General features: G+C 29.7%; 19 protein-coding genes. 13 read left to right on the top strand and 6 right to left on the bottom strand.

Translation table 11 applies throughout. The features are described from left to right. The 3 genes from L8U04_RS00795 to L8U04_RS00785 form a co-directional block, all read right to left on the bottom strand. Positions 1-219: ribbon-helix-helix protein, CopG family (locus tag L8U04_RS00795; protein ID WP_133318656.1), on the bottom strand; the 219-nt coding region annotated here is incomplete at its 3' end. A gap of 10 nt (positions 220-229) precedes the next feature. Continuing rightward, complete coding sequence (locus L8U04_RS00790) at positions 230-793, bottom strand: bacteriohemerythrin (protein ID WP_263709196.1); 564 nt, start codon at positions 791-793, stop codon at positions 230-232. Between the two features lie 77 nt (positions 794-870). Next, positions 871-1458 carry a bacteriohemerythrin gene (locus tag L8U04_RS00785; protein ID WP_220567131.1) on the bottom strand — a complete coding sequence of 196 codons (588 nt, stop codon included), beginning with the start codon at positions 1456-1458 and terminating at the stop codon, positions 871-873. Between the two features lie 129 nt (positions 1459-1587). Here L8U04_RS00785 and L8U04_RS00780 point away from each other — a divergent pair, with 129 nt between their 5' ends. Together L8U04_RS00780 and L8U04_RS00775 are read left to right on the top strand one after the other, a co-directional pair. Further along, the gene (locus L8U04_RS00780; protein ID WP_263709195.1) at positions 1588-2253 is read left to right on the top strand and encodes a response regulator transcription factor; all 666 of its coding nucleotides are present in this window, start codon (positions 1588-1590) and stop codon (positions 2251-2253) included. Next, positions 2246-3469: a sensor histidine kinase gene (locus L8U04_RS00775; protein WP_263709194.1), complete on the top strand. Its 1224-nt coding sequence runs from the start codon at positions 2246-2248 to the stop codon at positions 3467-3469. The genes L8U04_RS00780 and L8U04_RS00775 overlap by 8 nt, the downstream gene beginning before the upstream one ends. Before the next feature lie 2 nt (positions 3470-3471). On the opposite strand, the gene L8U04_RS00770 is transcribed toward L8U04_RS00775, so the two are convergent. From L8U04_RS00770 to ribE, 3 genes are read right to left on the bottom strand one after another with little or no spacing between them, the layout of a single operon-like run. Further along, complete coding sequence (locus L8U04_RS00770; protein WP_133318661.1) at positions 3472-3678, bottom strand: hypothetical protein; 207 nt, start codon at positions 3676-3678, stop codon at positions 3472-3474. A gap of 1 nt (position 3679) precedes the next feature. After that, positions 3680-4348, bottom strand: coding sequence for a peptidoglycan editing factor PgeF (gene pgeF / locus L8U04_RS00765; RefSeq protein WP_263709193.1), 669 nt, complete (start codon positions 4346-4348; stop codon positions 3680-3682). After that, a complete protein-coding gene (gene ribE, locus L8U04_RS00760; RefSeq protein ID WP_133318663.1) occupies positions 4312-4920 on the bottom strand; it encodes a riboflavin synthase in 609 nt (202 codons plus the stop codon). The genes pgeF and ribE overlap by 37 nt, the downstream gene beginning before the upstream one ends. Positions 4921-5043: 123 nt before the next feature. Here ribE and mnmG point away from each other — a divergent pair, with 123 nt between their 5' ends. The 11 genes from mnmG (at position 5044) to L8U04_RS00705 (ending at position 15707) form a co-directional block, all read left to right on the top strand. Beyond that, positions 5044-6900 (top strand): tRNA uridine-5-carboxymethylaminomethyl(34) synthesis enzyme MnmG, encoded by a 1857-nt coding sequence (gene mnmG, locus L8U04_RS00755; RefSeq protein ID WP_263709192.1) that lies wholly within the window; start codon positions 5044-5046, stop codon positions 6898-6900. Positions 6901-7065: 165 nt separating this feature from the next. Next, positions 7066-7569 carry a ubiquinol-cytochrome c reductase iron-sulfur subunit gene (petA, locus tag L8U04_RS00750; RefSeq protein ID WP_133318665.1) on the top strand — a complete coding sequence of 168 codons (504 nt, stop codon included), beginning with the start codon at positions 7066-7068 and terminating at the stop codon, positions 7567-7569. Position 7570: 1 nt separating this feature from the next. Continuing rightward, positions 7571-8815 (top strand): cytochrome b, encoded by a 1245-nt coding sequence (locus tag L8U04_RS00745; RefSeq protein ID WP_220567136.1) that lies wholly within the window; start codon positions 7571-7573, stop codon positions 8813-8815. A gap of 2 nt (positions 8816-8817) precedes the next feature. Beyond that, positions 8818-9945 carry a c-type cytochrome gene (locus L8U04_RS00740; protein ID WP_263709191.1) on the top strand — a complete coding sequence of 376 codons (1128 nt, stop codon included), beginning with the start codon at positions 8818-8820 and terminating at the stop codon, positions 9943-9945. A gap of 173 nt (positions 9946-10118) precedes the next feature. Continuing rightward, positions 10119-10904, top strand: a complete 786-nt coding sequence (gene rpsB, locus L8U04_RS00735; RefSeq protein WP_087700911.1) for a 30S ribosomal protein S2 — start codon at positions 10119-10121, stop codon at positions 10902-10904. Next, a complete protein-coding gene (gene tsf, locus L8U04_RS00730; RefSeq protein WP_039626638.1) occupies positions 10904-11980 on the top strand; it encodes a translation elongation factor Ts in 1077 nt (358 codons plus the stop codon). The genes rpsB and tsf overlap by 1 nt, the downstream gene beginning before the upstream one ends. Positions 11981-11982: 2 nt before the next feature. After that, complete coding sequence (locus L8U04_RS00725; protein WP_263670422.1) at positions 11983-12618, top strand: ABC transporter ATP-binding protein; 636 nt, start codon at positions 11983-11985, stop codon at positions 12616-12618. Beyond that, a complete protein-coding gene (gene fliR, locus L8U04_RS00720; protein ID WP_133318669.1) occupies positions 12605-13375 on the top strand; it encodes a flagellar biosynthetic protein FliR in 771 nt (256 codons plus the stop codon). The genes L8U04_RS00725 and fliR overlap by 14 nt, the downstream gene beginning before the upstream one ends. A gap of 58 nt (positions 13376-13433) precedes the next feature. Next, on the top strand, positions 13434-14855 hold the full coding sequence (locus L8U04_RS00715) for a hypothetical protein (RefSeq protein WP_263709190.1): 1422 nt from the start codon (positions 13434-13436) through the stop codon (positions 14853-14855). Continuing rightward, a complete protein-coding gene (gene gmk, locus L8U04_RS00710; RefSeq protein ID WP_220566902.1) occupies positions 14852-15466 on the top strand; it encodes a guanylate kinase in 615 nt (204 codons plus the stop codon). The genes L8U04_RS00715 and gmk overlap by 4 nt, the downstream gene beginning before the upstream one ends. 1 nt (position 15467) lies before the next feature. Next, positions 15468-15707, top strand: coding sequence for a twin-arginine translocase TatA/TatE family subunit (locus L8U04_RS00705; protein WP_133318671.1), 240 nt, complete (start codon positions 15468-15470; stop codon positions 15705-15707).

Genomic DNA, 15707 nt, shown 5'->3' with positions numbered 1-15707 from the left:
ACATTTTAATTTTTTTATAATGTTATCTAATTTTTTACTATCTCCATCTTTTAAATCTTCTAAAGCTTCTATGGCTGGAGCAAAGTCTTCTATTTCATCAAGATAATTTTCTAAAGCATTGCGTAAAATTTCAGCTTTTTTCTTTTTAGAAAATTTCGCAGTTTGATTTAAGCGTTCATAAAGCTCTAATGGAAGAGTTAAGGTGTAGCGTTTGTTCATTTTATAGCCTTTATTTTAATTTGATAGCTTCTTGACAAGTTTTACATTTGTAACTTGCATTGTTTAATTGAATTTTTTGGTGAATTTCGCAAGGAACTTTGTGAATTTTATTTACACAAGAGCAAATATATTCATAAATTTCTTGAGTTTCTTGAAAAGTTGTAGTATTGGCATTTTTATTTAGTTGTGCTTGATGCCATTTTTCTATCTTCATATCTTCTCTTAAAATATGTTCTAAAAGCCATTTAGATGCAATGACATTAAGTTTTTCTTTGAGATCATTTGTGCTTTTGAGATTTTGAATTAAATCAATCATAGATTGGATGATACTTTTGTGAATTTTTTGATGGTTAGAAAGTTCAGGATAACCTATTTTTGCCATGTATTTTTCTTCTTCGGCAAAATGTTCTTTCATATAATTAAAAAAATCTGCAAGTAAAAATTTAATTTGTCCTTTATGGACAGGTTTATCTGAAATCATCTCGACATTTGCAGCAAGTTCAAAAAGTTTTTTATGCTGTCTGTCAATTTCTTCATTATGGATACTATATTTACTACACCATTTTGGTAGCATGTTAGCTCCTTGTTTATATTTAGAAGAGTTTTATAAGCATTATAGTTTACTATATTTTAAATTATTATTAATTTTTATTAGATTTCTATTTTTTCCTTGTATTGTATTAAATTCGCAGAGCATTCTTTACATTTAAACTGCACTTTAGAATATTGCATTTTTAAATGAATATCATAAGGAACCTTGTGTGTTTTTCCTTCGCATTGACATTGATATAAGAATTTTTTTGGTTTTGGAGCTTCTTCTTCAAAAGTATCTGAAGAATTCTTTGCTTGGGTGTTTTGACGCCAATGTTCTATCATCATATCATGCTGAATGATGTGTTCTATCAACCATGAATTAACTACTATATATAATTTTTCTTTTAAATCATTTGTACTTTTTATACTTTGTATGAGTTTTATCATGGATTTTGTGATTTGTTTATGCATGAGTTTGTGTTGATTTAGATAAGGGTAATTAATCTCAGCCATATAGGATTCTTCATCTTGAAAATGAATTTTAATATAGTGAAAAAATTCAGCAACTATCTTTTTAAGCTCGACTTGATAAACTGGCCTATCTGAAATTTCTTCCACTTTGGCGGCAAGTTCAAAAAGTTTTTTATGTTGTTCGTCAATTTTTTCGTTATTAATACTATATTTTTGATCCCAATTTGGCAACATAATAAAATCCTAAATTCAATAAAATAGTTAATATTTTATAAATACTTGCCTTTAAATATGCTAAATTCACACTAAATTTACATAAAAAAAATATAATAATCCAAATTAAAATAGCATAAAAGGCTTAAAATGGCTACGCAAATTCTTTTACTAGAAGATGATATTAACTTAGGGGAAATTGTTAGTGAGTTTTTAGAAGAAGAAGGCTTTGAAGTGATTTTGGTGGATAATGCTCAAGAAGCACAAGATAAAGCTTATGAGAAAAATTTTGATTTATGGATTTTTGATGTAAAAGTCCCTTTAGGAGATGGTTTTAGTGTGCTTAAAAATTTAAGAGAAGCAGGTAGATATACCCCAGCTATTTTTATGACCTCTTTAAATACTACTATGGATTTACAACAAGGATTTGAATGTGGTTGTGATGATTATATCAAAAAGCCTTTTGAGTTGCAGGAGTTAAAAATAAGGATTAATGCTATTTTAAAGCGTTCTTTTGCGCATAAAAATGAAGATTATGAGGACTTGGGAAATGGTTTTAAATTTGCTTTTATATCGCAAACTTTATATCAAAACGATAAGCCATTGTCTTTACCTTTAAAAGAATTAAAACTTTTATCATTACTTTTGAAAAATAAAGGTAAATTTATAGATACTGCTTATATTTTTGAAGAAATTTGGGAATATGACCAAGAGCCAAGTGAGCTTAGTTTGAGAGCTTATGTGAAAAATTTACGAAAAATTTTAGGAAAAGAAAGCATTATCAATCAAAGAGGAAGAGGGTATTGTTATGCATGAAGCCAAGCGCGTTGCATGGCAAATTCTTTCTTTGTATTTAGTAAGTATAGGAAGTATTCTTATAGTGCTTTTTGGTATATGGTATGCTAAGTTAATAGAAGATTTAATAAGCGAATATAGCATAAAGCTAAGACAAGAACATCGTTTTGTGATTTTACAAATGGAAAAATCGCGTTTTGAACCCATAGGAAAAAGTGCTAAGAAAATAGCTCAAATTTCTAATATAAAATTTGCAATATTTGATAGAACTAAGGTTTATTTTTCTAATCTTGATTTACCTGCTCAAACAACTTTTTTTAAATTAAATAATGCGAATATTTATAACAATAACACTTTGATTTATGTAGCTGATATAAATTTAAATAGCTTGTTACTTGCTGATAATCAAAATCAAAGTGCTTTAGAAATATTAGGAGATGTAAATCGTTTAAGAGTTTTAATACAAGGTGATGATATTTCTAAAGAACTTGGATTTATAAGATTTAAAGTTGCTTTAGCTATGGTACTTTCTTTGATTTTTGTTAGTTTAGTAGGATATTTAATACTTAAATTTGCACTCAAGCCTTTAGAAATGAGGATAAGATTTTTAAATAATTTTATAAAAGATACTACTCATGAGATTAATACGCCAATTAGTGCGATATTAATGAGTGTAGAGAGTTTGGAAAGAAAAAAGAATTTTGAAGAAATTAAGGCTTTAAAACGCGTAAAAATAGCGGCTTTGACTTTGAGTCATTTGTATTCAGATTTAACTTTTTTAAATTTTTCTCAAGCTTATGAAGCTAAAAAAGATTGGATATTTTTAAAAAATTTGATTAAAGAAAGAATGGAGTATTTTAAGATATTTTTAGAGCAAAAAAATATTGACTTAGAACTTGTTTTAGAGGATAATGGAAAAATTTATGCCAATAAAGAGCAGTTTTTTAAAATGTTTGATAATCTTGTTAATAACGCGATAAAATATAATATAAAAAATGGTCATATTAAAATAACTCTTTTAGAGCAAAAACTTATAATAGCAGATAGTGGCTGTGGTATAGCAAAGGAAAATTTGGCTAATATTTTTGAGCGTTATTCAAGATTTAATGAAAATCAAGGTGGTTTTGGTATAGGACTTTCTTTGGTAGATAAAATTTGTAAAGAACATAATATAAAAATAAAAGTAGAAAGTGAGTTAAAGAAAGGAACAAAATTTATTTTAACTTGGAAAAATTAAAATTATTTATTGCTCATTTTAGCTTTTTCTTTAGCATTTATAAGCGTTGTGATAAATTCATTTAAATTTTTAGTATCGTTTTGATTTAGAGTTTGTGGGGTATGATTTAGCATTTGAGTGATTAAAAGTTCATTGCTTAAGTCATTATCACCAAATTCTCTAGCTTTTTGTAGAATTTTTAAAGCAAGTAGATTTTTTACTTCATACATTTTAATCCTTTAAATAAATCACGCTAACAATGCGCTTTGGAGTTTGATTTTTTCTATAAGAAAAAAATCTCTCATCATCAAAGGTGCAAAGATTGATATCAAAAATATCATTAATACCTAATTCTTTTGCTTGAAATTTAACTAATGCTTTTAAATCAAGCTTGTTTTTATGTAAAAAATGTGCAAAATTTTCTTTGCTGTGATTTAAAACCTCGCCATTAATTTCATAATTTTTAGCACAAATTCCTGCTGAAATGATGAGTTTTAAATTCTTGGTTTGAGTATTAAAGCTTTTTTGCATTTTCAAAACAGCTTCTTTTAAGATGTTTGCAAAACAACCTTTTCTACCTGAATGCAAAGCTGCTACGGCTTTATTTTTATCATCATATAAAAGTAAAGGCAAGCAATCAGCGCTTAAAATACACAAAGCTATATTTTTTTCATTGCTAATTATCCCATCAGCATTAAAGTGAAAATTTTTATTATAATGAGTGATGATATTAGAATGAATTTGATTTAAAAATACACACTTTTTTATAGAATTTTCCCGAGGAAAAATATTATCATGAATTTTTGCTCTAAAAATATTATAATCTTGATCAAAGGCTACAAAAGCTTTTGCGAAATCATTTTCTAATAAAGTGATGTAATCTTGTCTATTTGTTGCCATGAAATTTCTTTTTTATAATTTAATTGTCTGTGTATATATCTTGCTAAAAGATCACTTTCTATATTGACGCGTCTTCCTATGGTGTAATTTTTAAACAAGGTTTCATTAAAGGTTATAGGAATAATAGTCAAACGAATACTATCTTTTAAAACTTCATTGATAGTTAAACTTACTCCATCTATAGCTACACTTGCTTTATTTGCCATATAAATTTGTATATTATCAGGGCATTTAATATAAAAATCAACTCCGTTTTCTTTTTTAGAAATATTAGTAATTTCGCCAATACCATCAATGTGTCCTTGCATTAAATGCCCATCTATTCTATCGCCATAAGCTAATGCAGGTTCAATATGCACATAGTCTTTTAAATTTTCAATAGCTATGTGAGTTCTTGTTTCATAAGAAAGTTCAAGATTAAAGCCATCATCAAAAAGTTTTGTTACGCTCAAGCACGCACCATTAACTGCTATACTATCGCCTAGTTTTGGCTTGTAACTTGCTTTTAATCTTAAAGTGTTGTTTTGATATGATTTGACAAAGGCTAATTCGCGGATTAATCCATTAAACATTCAATACCTTTAATTTTTATGAGATTTTATCCAAAACTTTTAAATTTCAAAAAGTATTTTTAGTGTTTTATTTTAAAAAATATTATATAATTTTTGCCTTTTTTATAAAAATGAGGTCAAAATATGTATGATATAATCGTAATAGGTGGCGGGCATGCTGGAGTTGAGGCTAGTGCTGCTGCCGCTAGAATGGGCAAAAAAACTTTACTTTTAACTACTTTAATCGAGCAAATTGGTGCTGCAAGTTGTAATCCTGCTATAGGCGGCTTAGCAAAAGGACATTTGGTAAAAGAGCTTGATGCTATGGGTGGACTTATGGGACAAATCACTGATGAGGCTGGAATTCAATTTAGAATTTTAAATGAAAGCAAAGGTGTTGCAGTGCGTGGAAGTAGAGCGCAAATTGATATGGACGCTTATAGAATTTGTGCTAGAAATAAGCTTTTAAAACTTGAAAATTTAGAAATCTCTCAAGAGCAAGCTTTGTCTTTACTTATAGAAAATGATGAAGTTAAGGGCGTTAAAACTAATTTAGAAAATACATATTTTGCTAAAAAAATCATACTTACAACAGGAACTTTTTTAAATGGACTTATCCATATAGGTGAAACTAAGCTTCAAGCAGGTAGGGTAGGTGAGCTTGCGTCTGCAAATTTGGGTGAGTATTTAAAACAAAGTGGTTTAAAAGTAGGGAGGTTAAAAACAGGAACTTGTCCAAGAGTAGATGCTAAAAGTATTGATTTTAGTGTTTTAGAAATTCAATCCGGAGATGAAAATCCTAAGGCCTTTAGTTTTAAAACAAAAAATTTCAATCCTAATCAACTTCCATGTTATATAGCAAGAACAAATTTAAAAACACATGAGATTATAAAAAGTAACTTTTACCGAGCTCCGCTTTTTACAGGACAAATTGAAGGTATAGGTCCAAGATATTGTCCATCTATAGAAGATAAGATTAATCGTTTTGGTGATAAAGAAAGTCATCATTTATTTATAGAACCACAAACTAAAGATGCTACTGAATATTATATCAATGGCTTTTCTACCTCACTTCCTTATGAAGTGCAAATTGCGATGTTAAGAAGTATAAAAGGTTTTGAAAATGCTAAAATCACGCGTTTTGGTTATGCTATAGAGTATGATTATATTGATCCAACGGAGTTAAAACATACTTTAGAAACTAAAAAGATTAAAAATTTGTATTGTGCTGGGCAAATTAACGGAACTACTGGTTATGAAGAAGCAGCTGCACAAGGTTTTATGGCAGGAGTGAACGCGGTTTTAGCAATTGATGAAAAAGAGCCTTTTGTATTAAGACGCGATGAGGCTTATATAGGGGTATTAATCGATGATTTAGTAATGAAAGGCACAAAAGAGCCTTATAGAATGTTTACTTCAAGAGCTGAATATAGACTGCTCTTAAGAGAAGAAAATGCTATTTTAAGACTTGGAGAATATGGACATAATTTTAAACTTTTAAGTCAAGAAGACTATGCATATATTGATAATATAAAGCAAAATGTTAGGAAAGGACTTGAGTTTTTACTTCAAACTACATGGACGCCAAGCAATCAAAATAATGAATTTTTGCAAAGCATTAAAGAAGAAAAAATTACCTCAATAGTAAGTTTGCAAAAAATTGTTGCAAGAGTGAGTTTTAATATAGAAAAATTAAAAGCTCTAGATGAAATGTTTGCAAAAATGGATGAGTATTCTTTAAATGAAATTTTAAATGAAGCAAAATATTATCATTATATAGCAATGCAAAAAGCACAAATAGAAAAAATGAAAAACTTAAATGACTTAAAAATTCCTGAAAATTTTGACTTTAAAAGTGTAAGTGGTTTGAGTAATGAAGTGGTGGAAAAACTGCAAAAATTTAATCCGCCAACTATTTTTGCTGCTTCGCAAATTAGTGGCATCACCCCTGCTGCTTTAGATATTTTGCATATTTATATCAAAATGAAAAACAATAGATGATATTAACTTATCTATTGTTTTGATTTGAAAATAAATACACTTCTGTTATTTTAAATAAATACTTGCATATCTTAAATAAAGCTTTTTTATATAAAGAAAAAATTTATTATTTTTTAGATAAACTGCTATACTTTACAACAAATAAATCAAAACAAAGGAAGTAAAATGGCTACATCTGAAAGTAGACGAAGCTTTATGGGCTTTGCCTTTGGAACGGTAGCTGCTGTGGGTGGTGCTTTTTCATTAGTTGCAATGAAAAAAACATGGGATCCGCTCCCAAGTGTAAAAGCAGCAGGTATTACTACCGTAGATCTTTCTGGTATGAAAGAAGGCGAATTAAGAACAATCGAGTGGCGTAAAAAGCCTATATTTATCTTAAAAAAAGATGCGGATATGGCAAAAGATAGCAGTAGGGATGTTATTGTAGGTGATGTTGCATATACTGTAGTTATTGGTCTTTGTACGCATTTAGGCTGTATTCCAGCTTATGCTCCAAGTGAGAAATTGTTTAAGTGCGCATGCCACGGTGGCGAATTTGACACTAGTGGTAAAAATGTATTTGGTCCTCCTCCAAGACCTTTGGACATTCCTCCTTTTAGAATTGATGGAACTAAATTAGTGTTAGGCGAAGAAGGTCCAGAATATAAAAAAATGATTGCGGAGGCTTGATATGGCACAGATAAAAAAAGCTAGTGGTATTATAGATTGGCTTGATCAAAGATTAGCTGTAAATAAGCTTTTTAATGTTTTAATGGCTCAGTATTGGATACCAAAACAAATTAACTTCTTATGGGCAATGGGTGTTATCTTGACAACTCTTTTTGCTATTTTATTTATTTCAGGTCTATTTTTAGTAATGTATTATAAGCCGGATGTGGCTTTGGCTTTTGATAGTGTTAATAAAACTATCATGCAAGAAGTAGAGTATGGTTGGCTTTGGCGTCATATGCATGGTGTGGCTGCTTCAGTTGTGTTTTTAATCATATATATCCATATGTTAACGGGAATTTATTATGGCTCTTATAAAAAGGGTCGTGAGATGATTTGGATTAGCGGTATGCTTTTGTTTGTTGTATTTTCAGCAGAAGCATTTAGTGGGTATATGTTACCTTGGGGACAAATGAGTTTTTGGGCTGCTCAAGTTATTACTCAGCTTTTTGGCGGAATTCCTTTTATAGGTGATGCATTAGTTATTTGGATAAGAGGAGATTTTGCAGTATCAGATCCAACTTTAACTAGATTTTTTATGCTGCATGTGTGCTTATTGCCAATTGTAATTTTAGCAATTATTGCATTCCACTTTTATTCTTTAAGAATTCCTCATGTAAATAATGAAATTTCAGAAGAAATTGATTTTGATTTGGAAGCTGAAAAATATTTAGCAGGTGATACAAAAGGTTCTAAAGTTATTCCTTTTTGGCCAGGATTTTTAGCTAAAGATTTTATGTATATTGCGTTATTTATGATTTTCTTTTTCTATTTGGTGTGTTTTAAATTTAATTTCGCAATGGATCCAATTAACTTTGACCCAGCAAATTCTTTAAAAACACCTCCTCATATTTATCCTGAGTGGTATTTCTTATGGAGTTATGAAGTTTTAAGAGGATTTTTCTTTGATGTTGGAAGCATTAAAGCTTTTGATATAGGTCTTGCAGCGTTTGGTATAGCACAAATTATTTTCTTCTTGTTGCCTTGGCTTGATAGAAGTGATGTTGTAAAACCAGCACACGAAAGACCAATGTTTTTTGTATGGTTTTGGGTGTTATTGATAGATTTAATTGTACTAACAGTTTATGGAAAGCTTCCTCCAACGGGAATTAATGCTTGGATAGGATTTTATGCTTCTATGGTATTTTTACTATTATTGTTAGTAGTCTTACCAATTATTACTATCATGGAAAGAAAAAGGGGCTAATAATGAGAGAATTAAAAATATTTTTTGTAGTTATCTTTTTCACAGGTTTAGTTTATTGGGGGGTTGAGCCTTATGCACATTCAGTGATGAATCCTCCTTCAACTCCAGTTAATTTTGACTTTGCAAAAGCTGATGCAGAATTTACCAAAGGCGAAGTTGCTTTAAAAGAAAAAGCTGCAATAGATGCTAATGCTTCGGGAAGTGAAAAAGCTATAGCTAATGCTCAAAAAGCATTAGAGCTTGCTAAAAGCCAAGAAGAAGCTACCAAGCAATTATGGGAAAAAATCGCAAAAATCGATTTTAGCAAAGGTAATGCACAAAAAGGAAAAGAGCTTTTTGAAGGAAATTGTATTGCATGTCATGGTGTGAAAGCCGTCGGAATTCCTGCTACTATTACAGATTCTTCTTTAGGTGTAACACCTCCTGATTTAAGTGATGCGGGTGCTATTTATGATGAGAAATTTTTAGCAGCACTGATTGTTGATCCAGTTAAGGCTTTGCAAATTTCACATAAATTTAATGATGAAAATCCATTCTTAATGCCTGCTTATCCTTTAAGTGGTGATGAAGCACAAGATAATCAAGATTTAGCAGATTTAATTGCATTCTTTAAAAATACAGCTAGTGAGTATGAGAAGGAATTTGATACAAAATTAAAAGCAGATTTAGAAGAAAAATATGCTAAAAACCAAGAGCTTTCAGAGCAAGCAAAAACGGCTTTAATTGCAAAAGAATTTGATTTTGCTAAAAACAAACATACATTTGAAAATGCTTGCGGAAGATGCCATGATGTAAAATATGATGGTTTTGTTTCAAGTTCAAATATGAGCGATTTAAAAAATTATCTTGGTATGACGCCTCCGGATTTATCTATGATGATTCGTTCTAAAGGCACGCATTATCTTGAAATCTTCATCAATGAACCTCAAAAGAAAATTCATGGAACTGCTATGCCAAGAGTTGGTCTAAATGAAAAAGCACAAACTCAAGTTATTAGTTATCTTGAAAAAGTTGGTGATAGTAAAAAAGAAGAAAGAGAGCAAACAGGAATTTATATTATGATATTCTTTGCTATCTTAAGTATTTTTGCTATAGGTTGGAAAAGATCAGTTTGGTCTAAACTACATTAATTTACTCAAAGAACGCCTTGTGGCGTTCTTTTTCTTCAATAATAAGCTAAATATAAAATAAAATTTGATATAATATTTTTTCATTTCACACGCATTAATTTCCTTATTAGGTTGCTTATGGGTTAAAGAATGCGGAGGAATAAACCTAATTATTTTATTTCAAGGAGAATTTCATGGTAAGCATGAGAGATTTGTTAGAGTGTGGTGTACACTTTGGACACCAAACAAGAAGATGGAATCCAAAAATGAAAAAATTTATTTTTGGTGAAAGAAAAGGTATTTATGTAATTGATTTGCAAAAAACGCTTAGATATTTTAGATATACATATAATATTGTTCGTGACGCTGCAGCAGAAGGTAAGACAATTTTATTTGTTGGAACTAAAAAACAAGCAGGTGGAGCGATTAAAGAATACGCTGAAAAATGTGGTATGCCTTATGTAAATCACAGATGGCTTGGTGGTATGATGACAAATTTTGGAACTATCCGCCAATCAATTAGAAAATTAGAAGTTATAGAAAAAATGGAAGAAGATGGAAGTATTAAACTTTTAACTAAAAAAGAAGCATTAATGCTTACTAGAAAAAAAGAAAAATTACTAGCATATCTTGGTGGTATTAGATATATGAAAACTCAACCTGATATGATTTTTGTTATTGATACTGTTAAAGAAAAAATTGCAGTACAAGAAGCTAATAGATTAAAAATCCCTGTAGTTGCTCCACTAGATACAAACTGCGATCCTGATTTAGTTGATTTCCCAATTCCAGGAAATGATGATGCAATTCGTTCGGTTCAACTTTTCTGTCAAGAAATGGCTGAAGCAATCAATGAAGGTAAAGCATTAAGAGAGCAAGATGGTGAAGTTAGCGAAGAACAGCCTATTTCTGAAGAAGAGAAAAAAGAAGTTTTAGAAGAAGCTATGAGTGAAGAAGATTTTGAAGGAGATAAAGAGTAATGGCTGAAATCACTGCACAAATGGTAAAAGAACTGCGCGAGAGTACTGGCGCAGGTATGATGGATTGTAAAAATGCTTTAAAAGATACAGATGGTGATTTTGAAAAAGCAGTGCAACTTTTAAGAGAAAAAGGACTTGGAAAAGCTGATAAAAAAGCTGATCGTTTGGCTGCTGAAGGTTTAGTAAGTGTAAAAGTAAGTGATGATTTTAAATGTGCAACTGTAAGTGAAATTAACTCAGAAACAGATTTTGTTGCTAAAAATGAACAATTTATTGCTTTAACAAAAGATACAACAGCACATATTCAAGCTAAGAGTCTTCAAAATGTTGAAGAATTACATTCAAGTGAGATTAATGGTGTTAAATTTGAAGAGTACTTAAAAAGCCAAATTGCGACTATTGGTGAAAATTTAGTTGTTAGAAGATTTGCTACTTTAAAAGCAGGTGCTAATGGCATAGTAAATGGTTATATTCACACTAATGGTCGTGTTGGTGTAGTTATTGCTGCAGCTTGTGATAGTGAAGCTACGGCTAGCAAGTGTGGAGAATTTTTAAAACATATTTGTATGCATATTGCTGCAATGAAGCCAAGTTATTTATCTTATGAAGAGCTTGATATGGATTTTGTAGAAAATGAGTATAAAGCTTTAGTTGCTGAGTTAGAAAAAGAAAATGAAGAAAGAAGAAGATTAAAAGATCCTAATAAACCAGAGCATAAAATTCCAAAATATGCAAGCAGAAAACAATTAACTCAAGAGGTAATTCAAGCAGCTGAAGAAGCTATTAAGGCTGAACTTCAAGCACAAGGTAAGCCAGAAAAAATTTGGCCTAATATTATCCCAGGTAAGTTGAATAGTTTTATAGCAGATAACTCTCAACTTGATAGCAGACTTACTTTAATGGGTCAGTTTTATGTAATGGATGATAAAAAAACTATCGAACAAGTAATTGCTGATAAAGAAAAGGAACTAGGTGGAACTATCAAAATAGTCGAATTTATTCGTTTTGAAGTAGGTGAGGGCCTAGAAAAGAAAACTGAAGATTTTGCTGCTGAAGTTGCTGCACAAATTGGTTAAAAATGGAACTTTTAAGAGCGGAAAATTTAAACCATAGTTTTGATATTCCGCTTTTTGAAAATTTAAATTTTACTTTAAATACAAAAGATTGTATTGCAGTATGTGGAAGCAGTGGATGTGGTAAATCTACTCTTTTGCATATTTTATCTACCTTATTAAAACCTCAATCGGGAAAAGTTTTTTATAATAATCAAGATTTATACGACTTAGATGATGAAGCTTTGCTAGAAATTCGTAGAAAAGATTTTGGTATTATTTTTCAAATGCATTATTTATTTAAAGGTTTTTTGGCTTTTGAAAATATAGAACTTGCGAGTGTTTTAAGTGGGCAGAATATTGATTATGAATTATTAAAAAAACTTGATATTGCAGATTTAATGAATCAAAAAATCACAAAACTAAGCGGTGGACAACAGCAAAGAGTAAGTATAGCTAGGGTTTTAAGCAAGAAGCCAAAAATTATTTTTGCAGATGAGGCTACCGGAAATTTAGATTTTAAAAATGCTTTAAATGTAATGGATATTTTGATTGATTATATCAAAGAAAATAATGCAGCTTTAATTTTTGTTACGCATGATCAAGAGCTTGCTAAAAAATGTGATAAGGTTTTTCACTTAAACAACCATGGAATTTGTTAAATATTTAGGTGATGAAAATGTAGTTATTTTCATGCTTTTGTTTGCTAGAATGAGTGGGTTGATAGTTTTTTTCCCTTTTTTTTCTCATAATAGTATTCCCTTGGTGGTAAAAACAACTTTGGTAATGTTTTTAACAATGTTTTTATACCCTTTAGCTAAACTTGAAAATAATACACCTGATTCTTTTTTTATTCTATATCTTTTAAGTGAAGTTATTTTTGGGATGATAGCAGGAATGATTTTGCAAATGACTTTTGCCATTTTGCAAATGGCAGGTGAGCAGATTTCTTTTACTATGGGTTTTTCAATGGCTAGTGTTATGGATCCCACAACAGGTGCAAATACTCCTGTAATTTCACAAGTTTTAAATTTATTAGCTTTGCTTGTATTTTTAGCTTTTGATGGACATCATTTGATTTTGCTTTTTATATCTAATTCATTGGAATATATTAGTTTAGGTGGATTTTATCCACATGAAAATTTAATGCTTTATTTAAATAAAGCTATGGTAAATATTTTTGTGCTTGGTTTTTCTATGGCTTTTCCTGTTTTAGCTATTTCTTTGCTATCAGATGTGATTTTTGGCATGCTTATGAAAACTATGCCGCAATTTAATCTTTTAGTGGTTGGTTATCCTATCAAGATATTTTTGTCTTTCGCGGTTCTTATTGCTATTTTACTTATTATGATGCAATATTTTAAAAATTTAATAGTAAAAAGTTTTGAGCATATGGAGTTGTTATTTTTTAATATATAAGCATTAAATAATTAAAAATGTTTTAAAATAATGTATTTTTTATTCTTGGGAGATGATAATGAGGGTTTTGCTAATAAATTCCAATATAGCTGTTTCAAAATTAATTAGTTTGGGGGTTCAAAAATTAGGTTATGATTTTGAGGAGCTCAAGGATATTGAGGAGCTTGAGGGATTTTATGATGTAATTATTATAGATCATGATATTGAGGCTGATTTAGATGATTTAAAAAGTAAATGTGATAGATTGATTTATTTGTTACCTAGAAACCTAGAACAAAAAGAAGGTATAGAGTGTTTGTATAAACCGTTTTTACCTACCGATTTTATAAATCTTCTAAGTGGAGATGGGATTTTGGATGATATTCAAAAAGATGCTTTGAGCGAAGATGAACTAAATTTTGATGATGAGGAAGTTGTTGGTAAAGATATGCCTTTGGATGGAAATGAACTTTTAGAAGGTATTGATTTGTCTGAACATGAAGAAAATTTGAGTGAAGATGATTTAAATTTACAAGAAGATTTTTTTGAAGAGAATTTAGGTGATGGATTAAAAAATGATGATATGTTTGATGCAACAAGTGAGTTAATAGATGAAGAGAAAACAGAAGATGATTTAGTTTTTTCAGATAGTTTAGATAAAGAAAATATAGAAGAAAATATAGAAGAAAATATAGAAGAAAATATAGAAGAAAATATAGAAGAAACCCCTGTTGAATTTGATTCTTTTGATACACTACCTATGGTTGAAGAGATAGGTGAAAAAGAAATGAGCTTTGATGATTTACCTGAAGATGCTCAATTTATTGGTGAGGAAAAAGAAGAAAAAATGGCTTTAGAAGAAAATGAGCCTATGGTTGAAGAAATATTTGAAAATGAAAGTATAGATGATTTTCAACTAGAAGAAGAAGAGCTAAGTACTCAAGATAAGATAAAAGAAGAATTGGCCGCTATTGATGAGCTTGATGAAGAATTTAATGGTCTTGATGGTGAGTTAATGCAAAATTTTGACACTCAAGAAACAGATAACAATGAAAATACGCAAGCTTTAGATTTAGAGGAAAATATAGAGGAAAATATAGAGGAAAATATAGAGGAAAATATAGAGGAAAATATAGAGGAAAATATAGAGGAAAATATAGAGGAAAATATAGAGGAAAATATAGAGGAAAATATAGAGGAAAATATGAGCGAAATTTTAGACGATACACAAGATGAGTTTGCAAATTTAAATGAAAATGATATTATGTTGGCTTTAGGCGAAGAGCTTGCTCCAGCTATTGTAGAAAAGAAAGAAGAAAATAGATTAAGCACTCAAGAAAAAATAGAAAATTTACAAGAAGATGAAATGGTAAATGAGCTTAGTAAGAGTATAGCTCAAACCATTACTTCAAGTATTACTGATGATACTTTAAAGGCAGCCTTGAAAGGTATGAAGATGAATATAAACATCAATATAAGCTTTGATGAGGATAAACATTGAGCGGTCAAATTTTAATTATTTCAGGGCCAAGTGGAGCAGGTAAGAGCACCTTGCTTCAAAAACTTTTTAAAGAAAAAGATAATATTTATTTTTCTATTTCAAGCACAACAAGAGCTCCTAGGGAAAATGAAAAAAATGGAGTAGATTATTTTTTTATCAGTGAAGAAGAATTTAAACAAGGTATAGAAAAAGGTGATTTTTTAGAATGGGCTTTAGTGCATAAAAATTACTATGGTACATCGTTAATTCCTGTAAAAAAAGCATTGCAAGAGGGTAAAAGTGTCATTTTTGATATAGATGTGCAAGGCTTTTGCATAGCTAAAGAAAAAATGCCTAATTATATTACTTCTGTATTTATCACAACTAAAGATAAAAAAGAACTTGAAAAAAGATTGCTTAAGCGAAATACTGATAAAATAGAAGATATTAGCAAAAGATTAGAAAATGCTAGTGATGAAATGGCTTATTTGGATCGATATGATTTTTTAATCATAAATGATGATCTAGAAAAAAGTTATAGGGAGTTAGAAGCAGTTTTTGAAGCTTCAAAATTAAAAAGTACAAAACATGATTTAAAACAAATTCAAATTCAATGGAATAAAGGAGAATAAAATGCATATGCCAAGTGGAACCCAATGGTTAATCATATTACTTATTGTAGTATTACTTTTTGGTGCTAAAAAAATTCCAGAGCTTGCTAAAGGTTTAGGAAAAGGTATTAAAACTTTTAAAGATGAAATGAATACTGATGATGATAAAAAAATCGTTCAAGAAGATGCACAAAAAATTGAAAAAATCAACGAGAAAGATGTGCTGGTAAAAGAAAATAATGAAGAAACAAAAAAAGCTTAA

The organism is Campylobacter sp. IFREMER_LSEM_CL908 (assembly GCF_025771545.1).
Classification (GTDB): Bacteria; Campylobacterota; Campylobacteria; order Campylobacterales; family Campylobacteraceae; genus Campylobacter_D; species Campylobacter_D lari_D.
The sequence above is the reverse complement of the archived record's forward strand: the minus strand, read 5'-3'. Positions and strand labels throughout refer to the sequence as shown.